The 15242-nt window shown below is 72.5% G+C and carries 15 protein-coding genes and 1 pseudogene; 6 read left to right on the top strand and 10 right to left on the bottom strand.

The genetic code is table 11. The features are described 5' to 3' along the window. Positions 1-183: 183 nt before the first annotated feature. From AB0761_RS27585 to AB0761_RS27575, 3 genes are all read right to left on the bottom strand, one after another. Positions 184-1233 (bottom strand): PstS family phosphate ABC transporter substrate-binding protein, encoded by a 1050-nt coding sequence (locus AB0761_RS27585; protein ID WP_377271830.1) that lies wholly within the window; start codon positions 1231-1233, stop codon positions 184-186. Between the two features lie 655 nt (positions 1234-1888). Beyond that, the gene (locus tag AB0761_RS27580) at positions 1889-2329 is read right to left on the bottom strand and encodes a hypothetical protein (protein WP_377271829.1); all 441 of its coding nucleotides are present in this window, start codon (positions 2327-2329) and stop codon (positions 1889-1891) included. A 107-nt stretch (positions 2330-2436) separates the two neighbouring features. Further along, positions 2437-2820, bottom strand: a complete 384-nt coding sequence (locus AB0761_RS27575) for a hypothetical protein (protein WP_377271828.1) — start codon at positions 2818-2820, stop codon at positions 2437-2439. Positions 2821-3163: 343 nt separating this feature from the next. Here AB0761_RS27575 and map point away from each other — a divergent pair, with 343 nt between their 5' ends. Next, positions 3164-4012, top strand: coding sequence for a type I methionyl aminopeptidase (gene map, locus AB0761_RS27570; protein ID WP_377271827.1), 849 nt, complete (start codon positions 3164-3166; stop codon positions 4010-4012). A 150-nt stretch (positions 4013-4162) separates the two neighbouring features. Here map and AB0761_RS27565 read toward each other — a convergent pair whose 3' ends face one another. Further along, positions 4163-4867 carry a bifunctional DNA primase/polymerase gene (locus tag AB0761_RS27565; RefSeq protein ID WP_377271826.1) on the bottom strand — a complete coding sequence of 235 codons (705 nt, stop codon included), beginning with the start codon at positions 4865-4867 and terminating at the stop codon, positions 4163-4165. A gap of 254 nt (positions 4868-5121) precedes the next feature. Between AB0761_RS27565 and AB0761_RS27560 the strand changes: the two genes are divergently transcribed. Together AB0761_RS27560 and AB0761_RS27555 are read left to right on the top strand one after the other, a co-directional pair. After that, a complete protein-coding gene (locus AB0761_RS27560; RefSeq protein ID WP_377271825.1) occupies positions 5122-5358 on the top strand; it encodes a hypothetical protein in 237 nt (78 codons plus the stop codon). A gap of 30 nt (positions 5359-5388) precedes the next feature. Beyond that, positions 5389-5577, top strand: a complete 189-nt coding sequence (locus AB0761_RS27555) for a hypothetical protein (RefSeq protein WP_377271824.1) — start codon at positions 5389-5391, stop codon at positions 5575-5577. A gap of 110 nt (positions 5578-5687) precedes the next feature. Here AB0761_RS27555 and AB0761_RS27550 read toward each other — a convergent pair whose 3' ends face one another. Next, positions 5688-6587 carry an RNA polymerase sigma factor SigF gene (locus AB0761_RS27550; RefSeq protein ID WP_377271823.1) on the bottom strand — a complete coding sequence of 300 codons (900 nt, stop codon included), beginning with the start codon at positions 6585-6587 and terminating at the stop codon, positions 5688-5690. 308 nt (positions 6588-6895) lie between these two features. On the opposite strand from AB0761_RS27550, the pseudogene AB0761_RS27545 reads away from it, so the two are divergent. Next, a pseudogene (locus AB0761_RS27545) lies at positions 6896-8168 on the top strand (class I SAM-dependent methyltransferase). A 152-nt stretch (positions 8169-8320) separates the two neighbouring features. On the opposite strand, the gene AB0761_RS27540 reads toward AB0761_RS27545, so the two are convergent. Next, complete coding sequence (locus AB0761_RS27540; protein WP_377271822.1) at positions 8321-8890, bottom strand: hypothetical protein; 570 nt, start codon at positions 8888-8890, stop codon at positions 8321-8323. Between the two features lie 214 nt (positions 8891-9104). On the opposite strand from AB0761_RS27540, the gene AB0761_RS27535 reads away from it, so the two are divergent. Further along, entirely contained in the window at positions 9105-9509 is a 405-nt protein-coding gene (locus AB0761_RS27535; protein ID WP_377271821.1) for an ATP-binding protein, read from the top strand. A gap of 56 nt (positions 9510-9565) precedes the next feature. On the opposite strand, the gene AB0761_RS27530 is transcribed toward AB0761_RS27535, so the two are convergent. Beyond that, a complete protein-coding gene (locus AB0761_RS27530; RefSeq protein ID WP_377271820.1) occupies positions 9566-10027 on the bottom strand; it encodes a nuclear transport factor 2 family protein in 462 nt (153 codons plus the stop codon). Between the two features lie 114 nt (positions 10028-10141). On the opposite strand from AB0761_RS27530, the gene AB0761_RS27525 reads away from it, so the two are divergent. Further along, the gene (locus tag AB0761_RS27525) at positions 10142-10735 is read left to right on the top strand and encodes a TetR/AcrR family transcriptional regulator (protein ID WP_377271819.1); all 594 of its coding nucleotides are present in this window, start codon (positions 10142-10144) and stop codon (positions 10733-10735) included. 22 nt (positions 10736-10757) lie between these two features. Here the strand turns inward: AB0761_RS27525 and AB0761_RS27520 are convergent, their stop codons facing one another. The 3 genes from AB0761_RS27520 to AB0761_RS27510 form a co-directional block, all read right to left on the bottom strand. Beyond that, positions 10758-11552 carry an N-acetylmuramoyl-L-alanine amidase gene (locus tag AB0761_RS27520; protein WP_377271818.1) on the bottom strand — a complete coding sequence of 265 codons (795 nt, stop codon included), beginning with the start codon at positions 11550-11552 and terminating at the stop codon, positions 10758-10760. Positions 11553-11847: 295 nt separating this feature from the next. Continuing rightward, positions 11848-12549 (bottom strand): response regulator, encoded by a 702-nt coding sequence (locus AB0761_RS27515; protein WP_377271817.1) that lies wholly within the window; start codon positions 12547-12549, stop codon positions 11848-11850. Beyond that, positions 12549-15239 (bottom strand): ATP-binding protein, encoded by a 2691-nt coding sequence (locus tag AB0761_RS27510; protein ID WP_377271816.1) that lies wholly within the window; start codon positions 15237-15239, stop codon positions 12549-12551. Before AB0761_RS27510 ends, AB0761_RS27515 begins: the two co-directional genes overlap by 1 nt. Between the last annotated feature and the right edge of the window lie 3 nt (positions 15240-15242).

The raw sequence follows: 15242 nt of genomic DNA, 5'->3' as shown, positions 1-15242 counted from the left end.
TCCATGGGCGTGCAGCGGCCCGCGCGGGTCCTGTCGCGCACCCCTGGATATTTGGCCCGATCGATGGCTTGTGCGGCCGTACGACGGGTGAACGAGGCGACAACGGGGGAAGGGGCCGGGCCGACGAACGAGAGAGGTCGGGCCGGGAAGCATCCGCCCCCGGCCCGACCCTGGTCACTCGGCTCAGACGCCCGTACCGGGGATGCCGAAGCCGCAGTCGTCGTCGTCACCCGGAACCAGCGGGGCGAAGCCGTACTGCTCAACGATCGACTGGCCGTCGTTGCACAGGTAGCCGGTGTCGCTCAGCAGGCCCTGGAGGTAGGCGGGGATGGTGCTGCCGATCACCACGTTGTAGACCTCCCGCTTGTACGGGAAGCCGCTGTTCAGCGTGCCGTCGGCGTTGCGCGGCGCCACGCTGTTGACCTGGCGCAGCGTCAGACTGCCCCGCAGGTCGGCGGCGGCGTTGGGCAGCTGGTTCTCCTGGGCGATGAACTTGGAGGTCGCGTAGGGCACCAGCACATTGGCCGCGTTGGCGCCGGTGAAGACCGCGTTGGTGCCCTCGTTCTCCACGATCGAGTCATTGGAGGTCACGCAGGTACCGGGGGTGGTGACGCCGATCTTGCTCAGGAACATCTTGCGGGTACCGGAGTTGGCCTGCGGCAGGACCGGCGCGATGGTGCCGGACGTGCCGCCCACCGCGGACCAGTTGGTCACCGTGCAGCTGTAGATGTCGTGCAGCTGCTGGGTGGTGAGGTTGGCCGGGGCGTTGCCACCGCTCTTGGCCGCCCAGGTCACCGCGTCCACGGCGAAGGGAACGAAGAGCAGCGAGGACGGTCCGGCGCTCGGGTCCGACGAGGAGCGGGCCACATCGACGTGGGTGCGGGTGCCGCTGGCGTTGAGGGTGTTGGTGTTGTTGACGTCCAACAGGGCGGAGATGCCGGCGCCCGAGCCGACCGGGCGAGCGAGGGTGGCGGACGCGCTGGTCTTGGTCTGAAGGGTGGCCGTGCCCTCGGCGAGGTAGGAGTACGCGTTCCTGGCCGGCGCGGGGGACTGGGCGTTGTAGGCGGTGGCAATCGCGTCGATGACGTACTCGGTGGTGTCCGAGCCCGCGAAGACGATGCTGCTGTCCGAGACGGGAGGGGTGGGCTCCGACGCCAGGGCAGTGCCCGGCATCACAACGGCGAGGGAGGCCGCGGTCGCGGCCAGCAGCAGGGACTTCTTGACCATGCGCATGTTTCCGGTTCCTCCGGTGGGAATGCTCCGTGATTGCGCTCCGAACGCCACTGGCGGCGCCCGCCCCCGGCCACGCGGTCCTCGGCCGGGCAAGCGGCAGCCTTGTCGAGGCGACCCGGCCCGGCAACCGCCGCCCCACGGCTGCCGCGGACCGGCCGGGCCGCCTCGACAGCGAAGAAACAGCAGGTCGGAGCCGGTCTCAGCGGAACGCTCGACCCCGGCTGGAGCGCGGCCCGGGCCCCGGGCGTGCATCTGCGGAGGATCGCGCGCTGGCCGCGCATTGGCCGCGCGTTCACCCGCCGCGACGACCTCGGTGCCGGTCCTGGCGGCGCCCTCAATGGCTTTCATCAGGGGTTCCCCGGCGGCGAACCCGCGAAGGAAACCGCCGGCGGACACCCGGCGGCAACAACCTGCGGTGACAGCGTCCGCGAGCAACACCCGTCAGCGGCACCCGCGCAAAAGGAGACCTCAGCGCACACCCGGCGGCAACAATCGCCAACGGCAACGCCCGTGGGCAACACCTGTCAGCCGATGCCCATCAGCACCAGCTGCCGGCAACACCCGGTGCGGGCAGCCGCCGGAAACCCCATGAGCGGCGGCACCCCTGCCGCCACCGCCGCACAAGACACTCCAGCGCACGGGCAAGCAACACCCGTCAGCAGACACCCCGGAGGCTGCCGAGGCGGACGACGAAGGAGGTGGCGGCCGCACGGCAGGCGCCCCTGCGGCGGTACGTGGCCGCACCGCGGGCCACCAGGCGGCCGGCGGCGTCCCGGGCGGTCCACACCCAGGACCGCAGGTCTCCGGAGAGATTCTGATCTATCGTCAGTTCCGCTGCACCGCACACCAGCCGGGCGAAGGCCGCCCGCGCCGCCGCGGAGTCGGGGAAGCCCGCGGCGGAGCGGGCGAGCGGGCGGCCGTTGCGGGAGAACAGCGTCCAGCGGTAGCGGCCGCGCGGATCCGGGTCGACCCTCAGCACCGGCGCGTCCGGCCCGGCGCCGCCGTCCGGCCCGGCACTCCCCGACGGGGTACCGGGAGCCGGGCCGGACAGGGAGTACAGGACCACGGCGTCCCCCAATGATCGCTGGATGTACATGCCACATCGAGCGTGGCCAGCGCAGGGCTACAGCAGCGGAACGACCGGTGAACGAGGCCCCATACTCCCGCGTCCGCGGCAACGTCACCGGCGGACCTCCCCCAACGTCACCTGTGGGCCTCCCCCTCCGCCGGCGGCCGCCCCTCCCACGGGGGCGGGACCGACTGGGCCAGCAGTTCCAGGAACCTCTCAAAGGCGTCCCGGCAGGTGGCGTGCCGCGGATAGGAGCGCGGGGAGACGGCGACATTGCCCCCCTCGCCGTCCCTCGCCACCCACTGCCACCCTGTGGCGCTGCCGCCGCCCTCCGGATGGTGGACCCAGCTGGTGAGCCGGTCAGCACTGCCCCTGGCACGCAGCAGATGGGCACGGCACTGGGACTCCTCGGCGAAACCGTCCGCGGCCACGCCCACCATGCGCCCGTTGGGAGCCCGTATGCGCCATCGGTACAGGGCATCCGCGTCCCGGTCGATCTGGACGGTGACGCGCCCCACCCCCTCTCCCCGGCCGCCTCTCCCACCGGTGACGGCGGCTCTGCCTCCCGCTCCGACTTCCAAGGTCTCCCCCCAAGGCCGGGCACGCCGGCGCCGCCGCGACGGGACGGGACGGGACCGCGTCACCGGCGAGCGCTCATCGTGCGGCCGTTTCGGAATGTGCACAGACGGATGCCCTGCGTCGATCATCGACCGCACCCGAACAGTATTCGTTCACGCACCACACGGAACCTGCTCTGCACCTTCCGCAGGTACGGTTCAGATGCCCTTTGCGCCTAGTTCATGACAGGACATCGCCAGGCGGCGCGACCCAGGGCAGAACCGCGGCCGATAGAATCCGGGCATGGCTCCTCTGGTTCCCGGCAGGCTCTCCCCCACCCGCAGCGTCCCGGCGCACATCGCCCGGCCCGAGTACGTGGGCAAGCGCGCCCCGGCGCCGTACACGGGTCCGGAGGTGCAGACCGCGGAAACCATCGAGAAGATGCGGATCGCGGGGGCCATCGCGGCCCGCGCCATGGACGAGGCCGCCAAGCACATCGCGCCCGGTGTCACCACGGACGAGCTGGACCGTGTCGCCCACGACTACATGTGCGACCACGGCGCCTACCCGTCGGACCTGGGCTACCGGGACTTCCCCAAGTCCATCTGCACCTCGGTCAACGAGGTGATCTGCCACGGCATCCCGGACTCCACCGTGCTGGAGGACGGCGACATCGTGAACCTCGATGTCACCGCCTACATCCACGGTGTGCACGGCGACCTCAACGCCACCTACCCGGTGGGCGATGTGGACGAGGAGTCCAAGCTGCTGGTCGAGCGCACCCTGGAGTCGCTCAACCGGGCCATCAAGGCGGTGCGGCCGGGCCGGCAGATCAATGTGATCGGCCGGGTCATCGAGTCCTACGCCAAGCGGTTCGGCTACGGCGTGGTCCGCGACTTCACCGGCCACGGGATCAACACCTCGTTCCACTCCGGGCTGATCGTGCCGCACTACGACAGCCCGCGTGCCACCGAGGTGATCCGCCCGGGGATGACCTTCACCATCGAGCCCATGCTGACGCTGGGCACCCATGAGTACGACATCTGGCAGGACGGCTGGACGGTGGTCACCAAGGACCGCAAGCGCACGGCCCAGTTCGAGCACACCCTGCTGGTGACCGCCGACGGCACCGAGATCCTCACCCTGCCGTAGCCGGGCCGGCCCTGCGGACGGACCCCGGCTCCCCGGGGTCCGCCGGGCTGGGCGCCCAGGCAGTCCGCGCCCGGCGGACGCACGGCGCCCGGTGTCCGTGCGGCGCACAGAACACCGGGCGGGACACCAGGTGGGCGTCGCCGGTGGCGCTCAGCCGATCCGCCACTGCTCCTCGGCCACCGCTCCCACGGTGGTGCAGGCGTCGGTGAGCACATCGAGGACCCGCAGCGGGTCCGGCAGCGGGTGCTCGGGCCCGCGTACCCAGCGGATCACCGAGTCGTCCGGGAGTACCGAGGGCGGCAGCAGCACATAGGAGCCCCGGCAGTGCCAGCGCAGCCCGGGGTGCTCCTCCAGGGTGTCGGGGTGGCTGTCCAGCTCGCACGGCCACCACTCGTCCTCGTCGAGCGGGGTGCCACGAGTAGCGGCGAAGAAGAGGTAGCGTCCGTCGCCTGCGGCGACCGGCCCGGCCGCGTCCTGGTCCAGCAGCCGCTCGAGGGCGATCCGGCCGGCCTCCTCCGGGACGTCCAGCACATCGTGGGTGCGGCCGGTGGCGGCGACAAAGTTGGCCTGCGGGTCCCGGGCCAGCCAGCGGGCGATCTGCTCGGAGTCGGTGGTCGCCTGCGACTGCCAGGCGAAGGAGACCGGGTGGCGGGCCGGAGCCGGACAGCCGACCCGGTCGCACGAGCAGCGGTAACCGGCGGGGCGGGCGGCCGGGGCGACCGCGAAGCCGGACCTGACAGCCCGGAGCAGCAGATCCAGCCTGGCCGAAGCCGCCGCATCACGCGCATCGGGGGTGTCCGCTGCTCGCGCCCGGCCTCGCCACCAGTCCGTCCATCTGCTGCTTCTGGTGTCCATCGAGTCCTTTCCTCGCACATCCCGAACCGGCCCTTGAACGCCGACCGGCTCTGCCAAGGTCCACGGTACGGAGCGGAAGGGGCGCGGGGAGCGGAAACGATGCAAGATCACCCTCGCCGGGCTCCGGAGCCCCGGATCCCGCGGCGCGGCGGGCCCGGGCATCCCATGGGCGTACTGAGCAGGATAAGACCCCGGAGGGGGTGGTCCGGACCGCGGGGTGCCGCAACGGTGGACGGGGTGCGAAGCTTGCGGGTATGAGGAGTGCGGATACCGAGTTCGTGGGCGGACCGCTGGACGGCACGGTGCTGCCGATCCTGCTGAGCCCGTTCAACAACGTGCCCAAGGTCTACCGGGTACCGGTGCCCGCCCATCTGGACCGGCCCGCCACCACGCTGGTGTACCACCGGGCGAAGCAGCACGACGCCCGCGGGCGCTGGCGGTGGCGCTATGAGTACGGGGCTCCCGACGGCGGCGAGGCCGCCGCCGGGTAGTCCGCCGCCGCCCCCCATGGGAGGACAGCCATGGCAACCGCACCTCGCGATCCACACTCCGTGACCGGCCAGGCGCGGGGCCTGGTCCTGCTCACGGCGGCCTGCCTGGTCCTGGTGAGCGTCTACAGCGCGGTCTTCGAGTCCGATCCCTGGCTCTGGTTCGCCTGGACCATGCTCGCGATGATCACCGGGGCCGTCGTGGCCATGCGCTCCCGATAGCGCCGCCCCGCTTGCTGCGCCCCCGCTTGCTGCGTTGCCGCTCGCTGCGCTGCCGCTCGGCCGCGGCTGACCGGCCGCGGCTGACCGGCAACGCAACGACCGGGTCGGTCTCAGGCCGGGTCGGATGCGGCGGCCATCCCCTGGCGCAGCCGGGTCAGGATGCGGGAGAGCAGCCGGGAGACGTGCATCTGGGAGATCCCCAGCTCGGCGCCGATCTCCGACTGGGTCATCTCGGCGCCGAAGCGCAGCGAGAGGATCTTGCGGTCCCGCTCCGGCAGAGCCCTGATCAGGGGCTTGAGGGCATGGTGGTCCAGCACGCCCTCCAGTCCGGTGTCCTCCTCGCCGAGCCGGTCGGCGATGGCGCCCTCGGACTCGTCGTCGTCGCTCTGCGCGTCGAGCGAGTAGGCGGTGTAGCCGGCGGAGGCGACCAGGCCCTCGCGGACGTCTTCCTCCGGCAGGCCCAGGTGTTCCGCGAGCTCCGCGGCGGTGGGTTCGCGGCCGAGGGTGAAGGAGAGCGCATCGGTGGCCTTGGCCAGGTCCAGCCGCAGTTCCTGGAGCCGGCGGGGCACATGCACGGCCCAGCTGGTGTCCCGGAAGAAGCGCTTGATCTCGCCGATCACGGTGGGCAGCGCAAATGTGGGGAACTCCAGGCCGCGGTCCATGTCGAACCGGTCGATGGCCTTGATCAGGCCGATGGTGCCGACCTGGACGATGTCCTCCATGGGTTCGCTGCGGGTGCGGAAGCGCCCCGCTGCGAACCGCACCAGGGCGAGGTTGAGTTCCACCAGGGTGTTACGCACATAGGCGTACTCATGGGTGCCCTCCTCCAGCTCGGCCATCCGCCGGAACAGCACCTTGGACAGGGCTCGGGCGTCCTCGGTGGCGATCCCCTCGACGGGCGGGATCACCGGAAGGCCCTGCGGTGCAGGGGTGGTGGGGGCGTCCTCCGGTGCTACGGGCGCCTGCACTGCGGGTGCGGCTGCGGCGACGGCTGCGAAGTCGACCCTCATCGGGTTGATCCCTCCCTCGGACGAGCCCCCCGCCTCCGGGACGGCGGGGTGCAGTGGCAACCGCCTACCCCGGCGCGCCGCACCCATGCGCCGGACGGGTGAATCTCCTTCGCCCAACGTGAAGTCAGGTTTCCTTCCGCCGCGGCCGTTCCACGGCCTGCGGCGGATCGGACCCGGACACCCGCAGCCCGGACGGGCCGGATGAAATGCACCCCGGCATGGGCAGGGTTGAAGCTGACCGTGCGCCTGGGACACCCAGGGCACCCGTATGAGGGAGAAGAGTTGTGAGTCAGGGGATCGATGGAGAGGTGAACCAGTCCCAGCAGGCCGCCCGCCCCCGGGCCCACCAGGAGCCGGGGCCGGTCGACCCCGAGCAGTGGCCCGATGTGGCACGGGTGCCCGACGCCCGGTTGCGGGCCCGGCTGTCCGAGGCTCTGCTACGGCGGATCGCCCAGCGGCTGGGGCTCGGGGTGGAGCTGTCCGACGGGTCGTCACTGCCGGGGTCGCCGGTGCTGAGACTCAACCGGCCGGAGGTCTTCCACCGCAGGGTGGGGGCGGGCGGTCTGATCGGCTTCGGCGAGGCGTACCAGGCGGGCGACTGGGACACGGACGACCTGGCCGGGGTGCTGACCGTACTGGCGGGGTCGCCGCAGACGCTGGTGCCGCCGGGGTTGCAGTGGCTGCGCCGGTTCTATGTGGCGGCCCAGCCCAGGGCGGAGCGCAACACCCCGGACGGCGCCCGGCGCAACATCCAGCGTCACTACGACCTGTCCAATGAGCTGTTCGCACTCTTCCTGGACTCGGTCGATGACCTACTCCTCGGCACTCTTCGAGGAGGACGGCACCCTGCCGGTGGCGAGCTGGGAGGCGCTGGAGGCCGCACAGCACCGCAAGATCGACCGGCTGCTGGACCTGGCCGGTGTCAAGGAGGGCACCCGGCTGCTGGAGATCGGCTCGGGGTGGGGCGAGTTGGCGCTGCGCGCGGCCCGGCGCGGAGCGACCGTCCTCACCCTGACCCTCTCCCAGGAGCAGCGGGAGCTGGCCCGGGCCAAGCTCGCGGAGGCCGGCGTGGCCGACCGGGTCGAGGTGCGGCTGCAGGACTACCGCGCGGTGGAGGGAGAGTTCGACGCGGTGGTGAGTGTGGAGATGATCGAGGCCGTGGGTGAGCGTTACTGGCCCGCGTACTTCTCCACCATCGACCGGGTGCTGGCGCCGGACGGCAGGGTGGCCATCCAGGCGATCACCATGGCGCACGACCGGATGGAGGCGACCAAGGACACCTACACCTGGATCCACAAGTACATCTTCCCCGGCGGGATCATCCCCTCGGTGGAGGCGGTGGAGCGGGTGACCGCGGCGCACACCCGACTGCGTCTGCTCGACCGGCACCCCTTCGGACCGCACTATGCGGAGACCCTGCGGCTGTGGCGGGAGCGGTTCGACGCCCGGCGTGCGGAGGTGGCGGCACTGGGCTTCGACGGTGTCTTCCGCCGTATGTGGGAGCTGTATCTGGCGTACTCCGAAGCCGGCTTCCGCACCGGCTATCTGGATGTGCAGCAACTGCTGCTGGCCCGCGCCTGATCGGGGGCGGCACCGGGCGCGGGCTCGACGGGCCGGTACGGACGGGCGCGCGCGGGCAGTGCGGCGGCGGGCTCGACGGCGCGCTCCCTGCGCCGCCGAGCCCGCTGCCCGGTCGTTGTGCCGTGGTCGTACAGTCGCTGTGCGGGGCCGGGTCAGCCGCCGGACTTCAGCTCGCTGAGTGAGGGCACCTGGTTGGTCACCTCGGCGCCCGCGGACTTGCCGGCCTCCTTGACGCTGTCGATCACGCCCTGGAACTCACTGGCGCCGCCCTCGGGGTCGCTGCCGCTGCGCATCTTGGTAATGCTCTGCTGAAGCGCCGCCACTCCGGCGGTCAGCGGGGCGAGCGCCTTGGAGAGGGTGGGATCGCCCTTGGCCGCGGTGAGCGCCGCCTTCAGCCGGTTGTAGGCGAAGGCACCCGCCAGACCCGCCTTGATCAGCGCGGTCTTGCGGCCGCTGGCGCCCTTCTTGAACTTGCCTGCCTTGTAGGGCTTGTACACCCACTGGTAGGTGGCGCCCGCCGCCAGTCCCGCATCGACCACGAACTTCGTCTTGGCGAGCTTCACCTTCTCCTGGCTGCCGGTCGGTGAGGGCGAGCTCAGGGTGGCCGGGACGGTGGAGCCCCCCGCTGTGGACTTGCCCGAGCTGGAGCAGCCGGCCACCAGCAGCGCCACCGCCAGCAGCGGGGCTGCGACGAGCAGCGGCAGTTGACGTGATTCGCGCATGGTGGTCCTCCGTGTGCGGGCCGGCAGGCGGCCGGGAGGGCGCGGGTCGCGCCGTCGCCCCGCCCCAACCTCGCATCCGGTGCCCGGGGCCGCGACCGGGCCGGGGCTTTCGGGTGAGAGGCACCCATGATGCGTCCGGGGCCGGGTAGGCGGCGTGGTACCGAGGGGGCCACGGGCCCGCAAACGACTCACCGAGAGGCAACGTCCGAAGGACGTGTCCGAGACCGTGCAGCTGACCGAGAGCTTCGACGGCATGCCGGGCACCACTGCCCTTGCCCGGCATGCGGCCGCCGCGTTCGCAGGATCCGTGCCGAGCGCCACCGGTGACACCGGCGGCGGCACCGGTGCGGACACCCTGCTGCTGGTGGTCTCCGAGCTGGTCGCCAATGCCTGCCGGCACGCCCCTGGCCCCTGCTCGCTGCTGCTGCGCTGGCAGCCGGGGCGGATGGAGGTCGTGGTCTCCGACCGGTGCGAGGCGGAGCCGGCGGCCCGGCAGCCGGATCTGCTCTCCGGTACCGGGGGCTTCGGCTGGCCGCTGGTCACCCGGCTGGCGGAGAGCGTCCGGATCACCCACCCTGCCGAGGGCGGCAAGTGCATCCAGGTGGCGCTCTCCTGGTGACCCGGTGGGTGGCGCGGTGGGTGACCCGGCGGGTGCCGCCGTCCGACCGAGGGGGTTCAGCCCTGCCGCGGTGCGGCGTCACCGGGCGGGGTCGGGGTCGCGGGGAGCTGCCCCAGGGCGGCGGCGAGCGCGGCGTGGTTGTGGTAGTCGCGGGAGGCCACGACGAGTCCGTCGCGGACCCGGAGGACCTGCACATTGGCCGTGTGGAACGCCTCGCCCGCGGCCGGTGTCCGGATCTCGTAGCCGAACTCGGCGACCACCACCTCCGGGTCGGCCGTCCGGTGCACCACCACATCGTGGACGGTGAGGCGCAGCGGGCCGCCCGCGGCTGCGGCGAAGTGCGCCCTGACCGCCTCCCGTCCCTCCAGCCGGACCGGGGCCGGCAGTGCGAACGGCAGCTCCACCACCGCGTCCTCCGCATAGAGGTCGGCCAGCCGGTCCCAGCTGCCGTCGGTGATGCCCCGGATGAGGCTCTCGAAGACCGTGCGCGGATCTGCGGTGGACTGCGATGTCTGCATGGATGGCTCCCGGGTCGACGGGACGGCGACCGCCCCTACAATCGGAGTAGCAACTCCGATTGACGATACGGACCAGCCACTCCGTTTGTCCAGCGCCAGAGACCGAGGTGCCCGATGCCCCCCGAGCCCGCCCCCTCCGACGGCAACCGGCCGCTGCGCGCCGATGCCCGGCGCAACCGTGTGCGGCTGCTGGCCGCGGCCGAGGCCGTCTTCACCGCCAAGGGCACCTCCGCCTCCACCGAGGAGGTCGCCCGGGAGGCCGGGGTCGGCATCGGCACCGTCTTCCGCCACTTCCCCACCAAGGAGGCGCTGCTGGAGGCCATGTACGTGGCCCGGCTGGAACGCTTCGCCGAGGACGCCCGCGAGCTCGCCCGCGAACAGGAGCCGGGCGACGCACTGTTCGCCTTCTTCAGCTGGGCAGTGGAACATTCCGCCGCCAAGAACGCCCTGGCCGACGCCCTGGCCGAGGCCGGGGTCGACGTCCGGACCGCCTCCCATGGGGCGGGCCGGGACCTCCAGGAGCAGCTGGGCGCGCTGCTCACCGCGGCCCAGCAGGCCGGCGCCGTCCGCGGCGACCTGGACCTGCCGGCGCTGCTGGCCCTGCTGGTCGGCGCCTCGCACGCCGCGCACTACGCGGGCGACGACCCGGACGCCCGCCGGCGCACCCTTGCCGTGGTGTTCGACGGGCTCCGCACCCAACCTTGCTGACGCAACGTCATATCCATACTGCTCAGGCGGTGACCGCGAAGCCGTGCGCGGCACCCAGCCTGGTCAGGCTGGCCCGGCCGGGGATGCCGTCCGCCGCCGCACCGGTGTACCCGTAGCGGCGCTGAAGTGCCGCATAGGCGATCACCGTCCGGGAGCCGAAGCTGCCGTCCACCCACTCCGCCGCCAGCAGCCCCTCCGCCCGCAGTGCCCGCTCCACCACCAGCACCTCGGCCCGGTGGGTGGTGCTCCCCTGCGCGGCGACCGGATCCCGTTGGGCGGCCGCCACCACATGGGCCAGGCTCACCGACGTCCCGTCCGCCCCACCCAGGATCTCCCCCGCCCTGGCGATCACCCCCAGGCGCTGCGCCCTGCGCAGCGTGCCGGGGCAGCCCGGGTGGTTGCCCCAGGCCGCGCCGCCGACGCCGTGATAGGTGAGGCCGTGCTGGGTGGTGGAGTCGACCACCTTCAGCGGCCAGCCGAACTCCGAGTGGCCCCAGGCGTAGATGTGCGCCACCGCCTCCAGCTGGGCGCCGGTCAGCGCGGTGTCCGGATGCCCCTCGGTCTCGACCGAGGCGTAGAAGGGGTTGCCGGCGGCCTGCGCCCAGGCGTAGTCGACACCGGTGTCGCAGTACTGCTCGACATAGCCGTCCCGGCGCACCCAGAAGTCGCTGCTCGCCTGCGAGCTGGGGGTGTTGAACCAGCCGTACGGGCTTCCGGTGTCGTCCTGCACATGGAGCACCAGCCCGCGACGCTCGCGCACCCCGTCATGGTGGACGTTGACGACGGGGCGGTACTGCGCCCCCGGCATACGGGCCATGTCCGATCCCTTCGCAAGGCGCTGGTCGGGGCGCCGGGCGAAGTCCCGGCACATCATCACCTTTCCCCCGCAACAGGCCGGTTGACCGGCGCCCGGAGGCATACGGTCAGCACACGATCCGTGTGCACGCCCCCACCGGAGCGCGGGGCACCGGCGGGCATGGGGGCGCGCGGTCGGGCGGACGGACGGCCCTCGGGGGCGGCGGTGTCGGACCGCCCCGCAGGACCACCCGTGCCTCCACCTCCCGGGCCCGCCGCCGGTGGGCCCAGGAGAGGAGCTAGGGCTGGTAGAGGAGCTAGGGCTGGTAGCGGTAGCCGAGCCCCGGTTCGGTGACCAGGTGCCGCGGCCGGGCCGGGTCCCGTTCCAGTTTGTGGCGCAGCGTGGAGAAGTAGACCCGCAGATAGTTGCCCTTCTCCTCGCTGTCCGGGCCCCAGACGTCATGGAGGATCCGCCGGCCGGTGATCAGCTGGCCCGGGTGGCGCAGCAGGAGCCCGAGGATGCTCCACTCGGTGGGGGTGAGCCGCACGGGCGGTGGTTCGTCCGGCCCTTCGGGGGCGCCGCCGAGGGGGCGGACGGTGCAGGCGCCGAGGTCGATGACATGGTCGCCGATGACCGCCCTGGTGGGGGTCTCCTCAGCGTTGGGGCGGCGCATCACCGCGCGCAGCCGGGCGAGCAGCTCGTCCATGGAGAAGGGCTTGGTGACGTAGTCGTCGGCGCCCGCGTCCAGTGCCTGGATCTTCTGGAGCGGATCCCCGTTCCCCGACAGGACGATGATCGGGACGCCGCTCCAGCCCCTCAGGCCGTGGATGATGTCCAGTCCGTCGAGGTCGGGGAGGCCCAGGTCGAGGATGACGGCGTCCGGGTGGGAGCGGGCGGCGGACTCCAGGGCGGCGGTGCCGGTGGCGGCCGTCTCCACGGAGTAGCGGCGCGCCCGCAGATTGATGAGCAGGGCGTGGAGCAGCTGCGGTTCGTCGTCGACGACCAGGACGCCGCCCATCACCGGGCTCCCTCGCTCGGGCCGGCCACGGGGGTGGCGACAACCGGTGCCGCGGAGGCGGTGGGGGCCTGCGCGACGGGTGCGGGGGCGGTCGGGGCGGTCGGGGCGGGCGCGCTGGGGAGGGTGAGCAGGAGGGTGGCGCCGCCACCAGGGGTGTCCTCGATGTCGAGGGTGCCGCCCATCGCTTCGGCCAGACCGCGGGAGAGCGCGAGGCCGAGTCCCAGGCCGGTGGTGTTGTCGGTGTCCCCCAGCCGCTGGAAGGGCTGGAAGACGCGGTCGCGGTGCTCGACGGGAACCCCGGGGCCGCGGTCGATGACCCGGATCTCGACCCGGTCGGCCAGTGTGCTGGCAGTGACCGAGACCGTCCCTCCGGCCGGAGTGTGGCGCTGGGCGTTGGCGATGACGTTGGCCAGGATCCGCTCCAGCAGCGGGGGGTCCGCCAGCACTGCGGGTACCGTCTCGATCCCACTGGTCGTCACCGCGGCCGCGGGTGTGGTGAGGCTGTCGAGGGCCCGGGGCAGCTCCTCCCCGAGGTCGGTCGGCTGGAGTCGCAGGGTGAGGACACCCGCCTGGAGGCGGCTCATGTCGAGGAGGTTGTCGACCAGCCGGGCGAGCTTGGTGAGGGAGTCCTCGGCGGTGGCGAGCAGTTCGGCCTCGTCCTCGGCGGAGAAGGCCACATCCGGGCTGCGCAGCGAGCCCACCGAGGCGAGGGCGGCGGCCAGCGGGGTGCGCAGGTCATGGCTGACGGCCGCCAGCAGGGCGGTGCGCATCCGGTCGGCGGCCTTGATGGGTTCGAGTTCGGCGGCCGCACGGGCCAGCCGCTCACGGTCCAGGGCTGCCGCGGCGTGCGCGGCGAAGGCGACCAGGACCCGCTGGTCGGCGGCGGGCAGCCGGCGGCCGGTGAGGACCAGCACCGCGTCCTCGCCGACCGGGACCTCGGTGGCGGGCGCGTCCGGGACGAGGGCCGGCGGCGGTGCCGAGGGCGAGACCAGCACCGGAGCCTCGCTGCGGGCGATGGTCTCGCCCGGCCCGTCGGACGGACCGTCGGCGGCGCGGCGCACCAGGGCGGCGGCCTGCATCCCGAAGGCGATCCGGGAGCGCTCCAGCAGGGCGGGCACGGTGTCGGCGCCGCGCAGCACACTGCCGGCCAGTTCGGAGAGCGTCTCCGCCTCGGCGGTGGCACGGGCGGCGCGGGTGGTCTGCCGGGCGGCGCGGTCGACCACGCTGGCGACGGCGATGGCGACACAGGCGAAGACCGCCAGCGCGAGGACGTTGTTGGGCTGGGCGATGGTGAACTTACCGATCGGCGGGATGAAGTAGTAGTTCAGCAGCAGCGACGCGGTGAGGGAGGCGAGCAGCGCGGAGGTGACGCCGCCGAGCAGGGCGACGGCGACCACGGCGAGCTGGAAGAGCAGGGCCACGCTGGTGAGGTTGACCCCGTCCCGCAGATGGGACAGGACCAGCGTCAGCAGCCAGGGCAGCGCCAGACCGGAGGCGAACCCGGCGATCGTCCGGCGACGGGAGTGGCGGCGGCCGAGTGAGGGCAGCCGGCCGTGGCCGGCCCGCTCATGGGTGACCATGTGGACGTCGATGTCGCCGGAGAGGCCGGTGGTGGTCTCACCGATGCCCCGGCCGGTGAGGAAGCGGGTGAGGCGGCCGCGGCGGCTGATGCCCAGCACCAGCTGGGTGGCGTCCTGGGCACGGGCGAAGTCCAGCAGGGCGGTGACCACGTCGTCGCCGACGACCACGTGGTAGGTGCCGCCCAGACTCTCCACGAGCTGCCGCTGCTCCGCCAGCGAGGCTGGTGAGGCGCCGGCCAGGCCGTCGCTGCGGGCGACGTGCACGGCCAGGATCTCGCCGCCGACGGTGCGGTCGGCGATCCGGGCCGCGCGGCGGATCAGGGTGCCGCCCTCGACGCCGCCAGTGAGGGCGACCACCACCCGTTCCCGGGTCTCCCAGACCTTCCTTATGCCGTGGGCGGCACGGTAGTCGCGCAGTCCCTCGTCGACCCGGCCGGCCACCCAGAGCAGCGCCAGTTCGCGCAGCGCGGTGAGGTTGCCGATCCGGAAGTAGTTGGAGAGCGCCGCGTCGACCTTCTCCGCGCCGTAGACATTGCCGTGGGCCATCCGGCGGCGCAGTGCCTCGGGTGACATGTCGACCAGTTCGATCTGGTGGGCGCGACGGACCACCTCGTCCGGGACCGTCTCGCGCTGCGGCACCCCGGTGATCTTCTCCACGACGTCGTTGAGCGACTCCAGGTGCTGGATGTTGACGGTGGTGATCACATCGATGCCGGCGGCGAGCAGCTCGTCCACGTCCTGCCAGCGCTTGGCGTGCCGGCCGCCGGGGACGTTGGTGTGGGCCAGCTCGTCCACCAGGGCGACCTGCGGACGGCGGGCCAGCACCGCGTCGACGTCGAGTTCGTCGAACTCGGCGCCCCGGTGCACCCGGGTGGCTCGCGGCAGGGTCTCCAGTCCGTGAAGCATGTGCTCGGTGCCGGGCCGGGCGTGGCACTCGACATAGGCGACGACGACATCGGTGCCGCGTTCGAGGCGTCTGCGGGCCTCGTCCAGCATGCGATAGGTCTTGCCCACCCCGGGTGCCGCCCCCAGGTAGACCCGCAGGCGGCCCGGCCGGACGCCGTCCGCGCCCGGGTCAAGGTTGCGCGCCACCGTCGCGCCCCTCCTCATCGA

It is taken from the genome of Peterkaempfera podocarpi, from assembly GCF_042466665.1.
GTDB classification, from domain to species: Bacteria; Actinomycetota; Actinomycetes; order Streptomycetales; family Streptomycetaceae; genus Peterkaempfera; species Peterkaempfera podocarpi.
The sequence above is the reverse complement of the archived record's forward strand: the minus strand, read 5'-3'. Positions and strand labels throughout refer to the sequence as shown.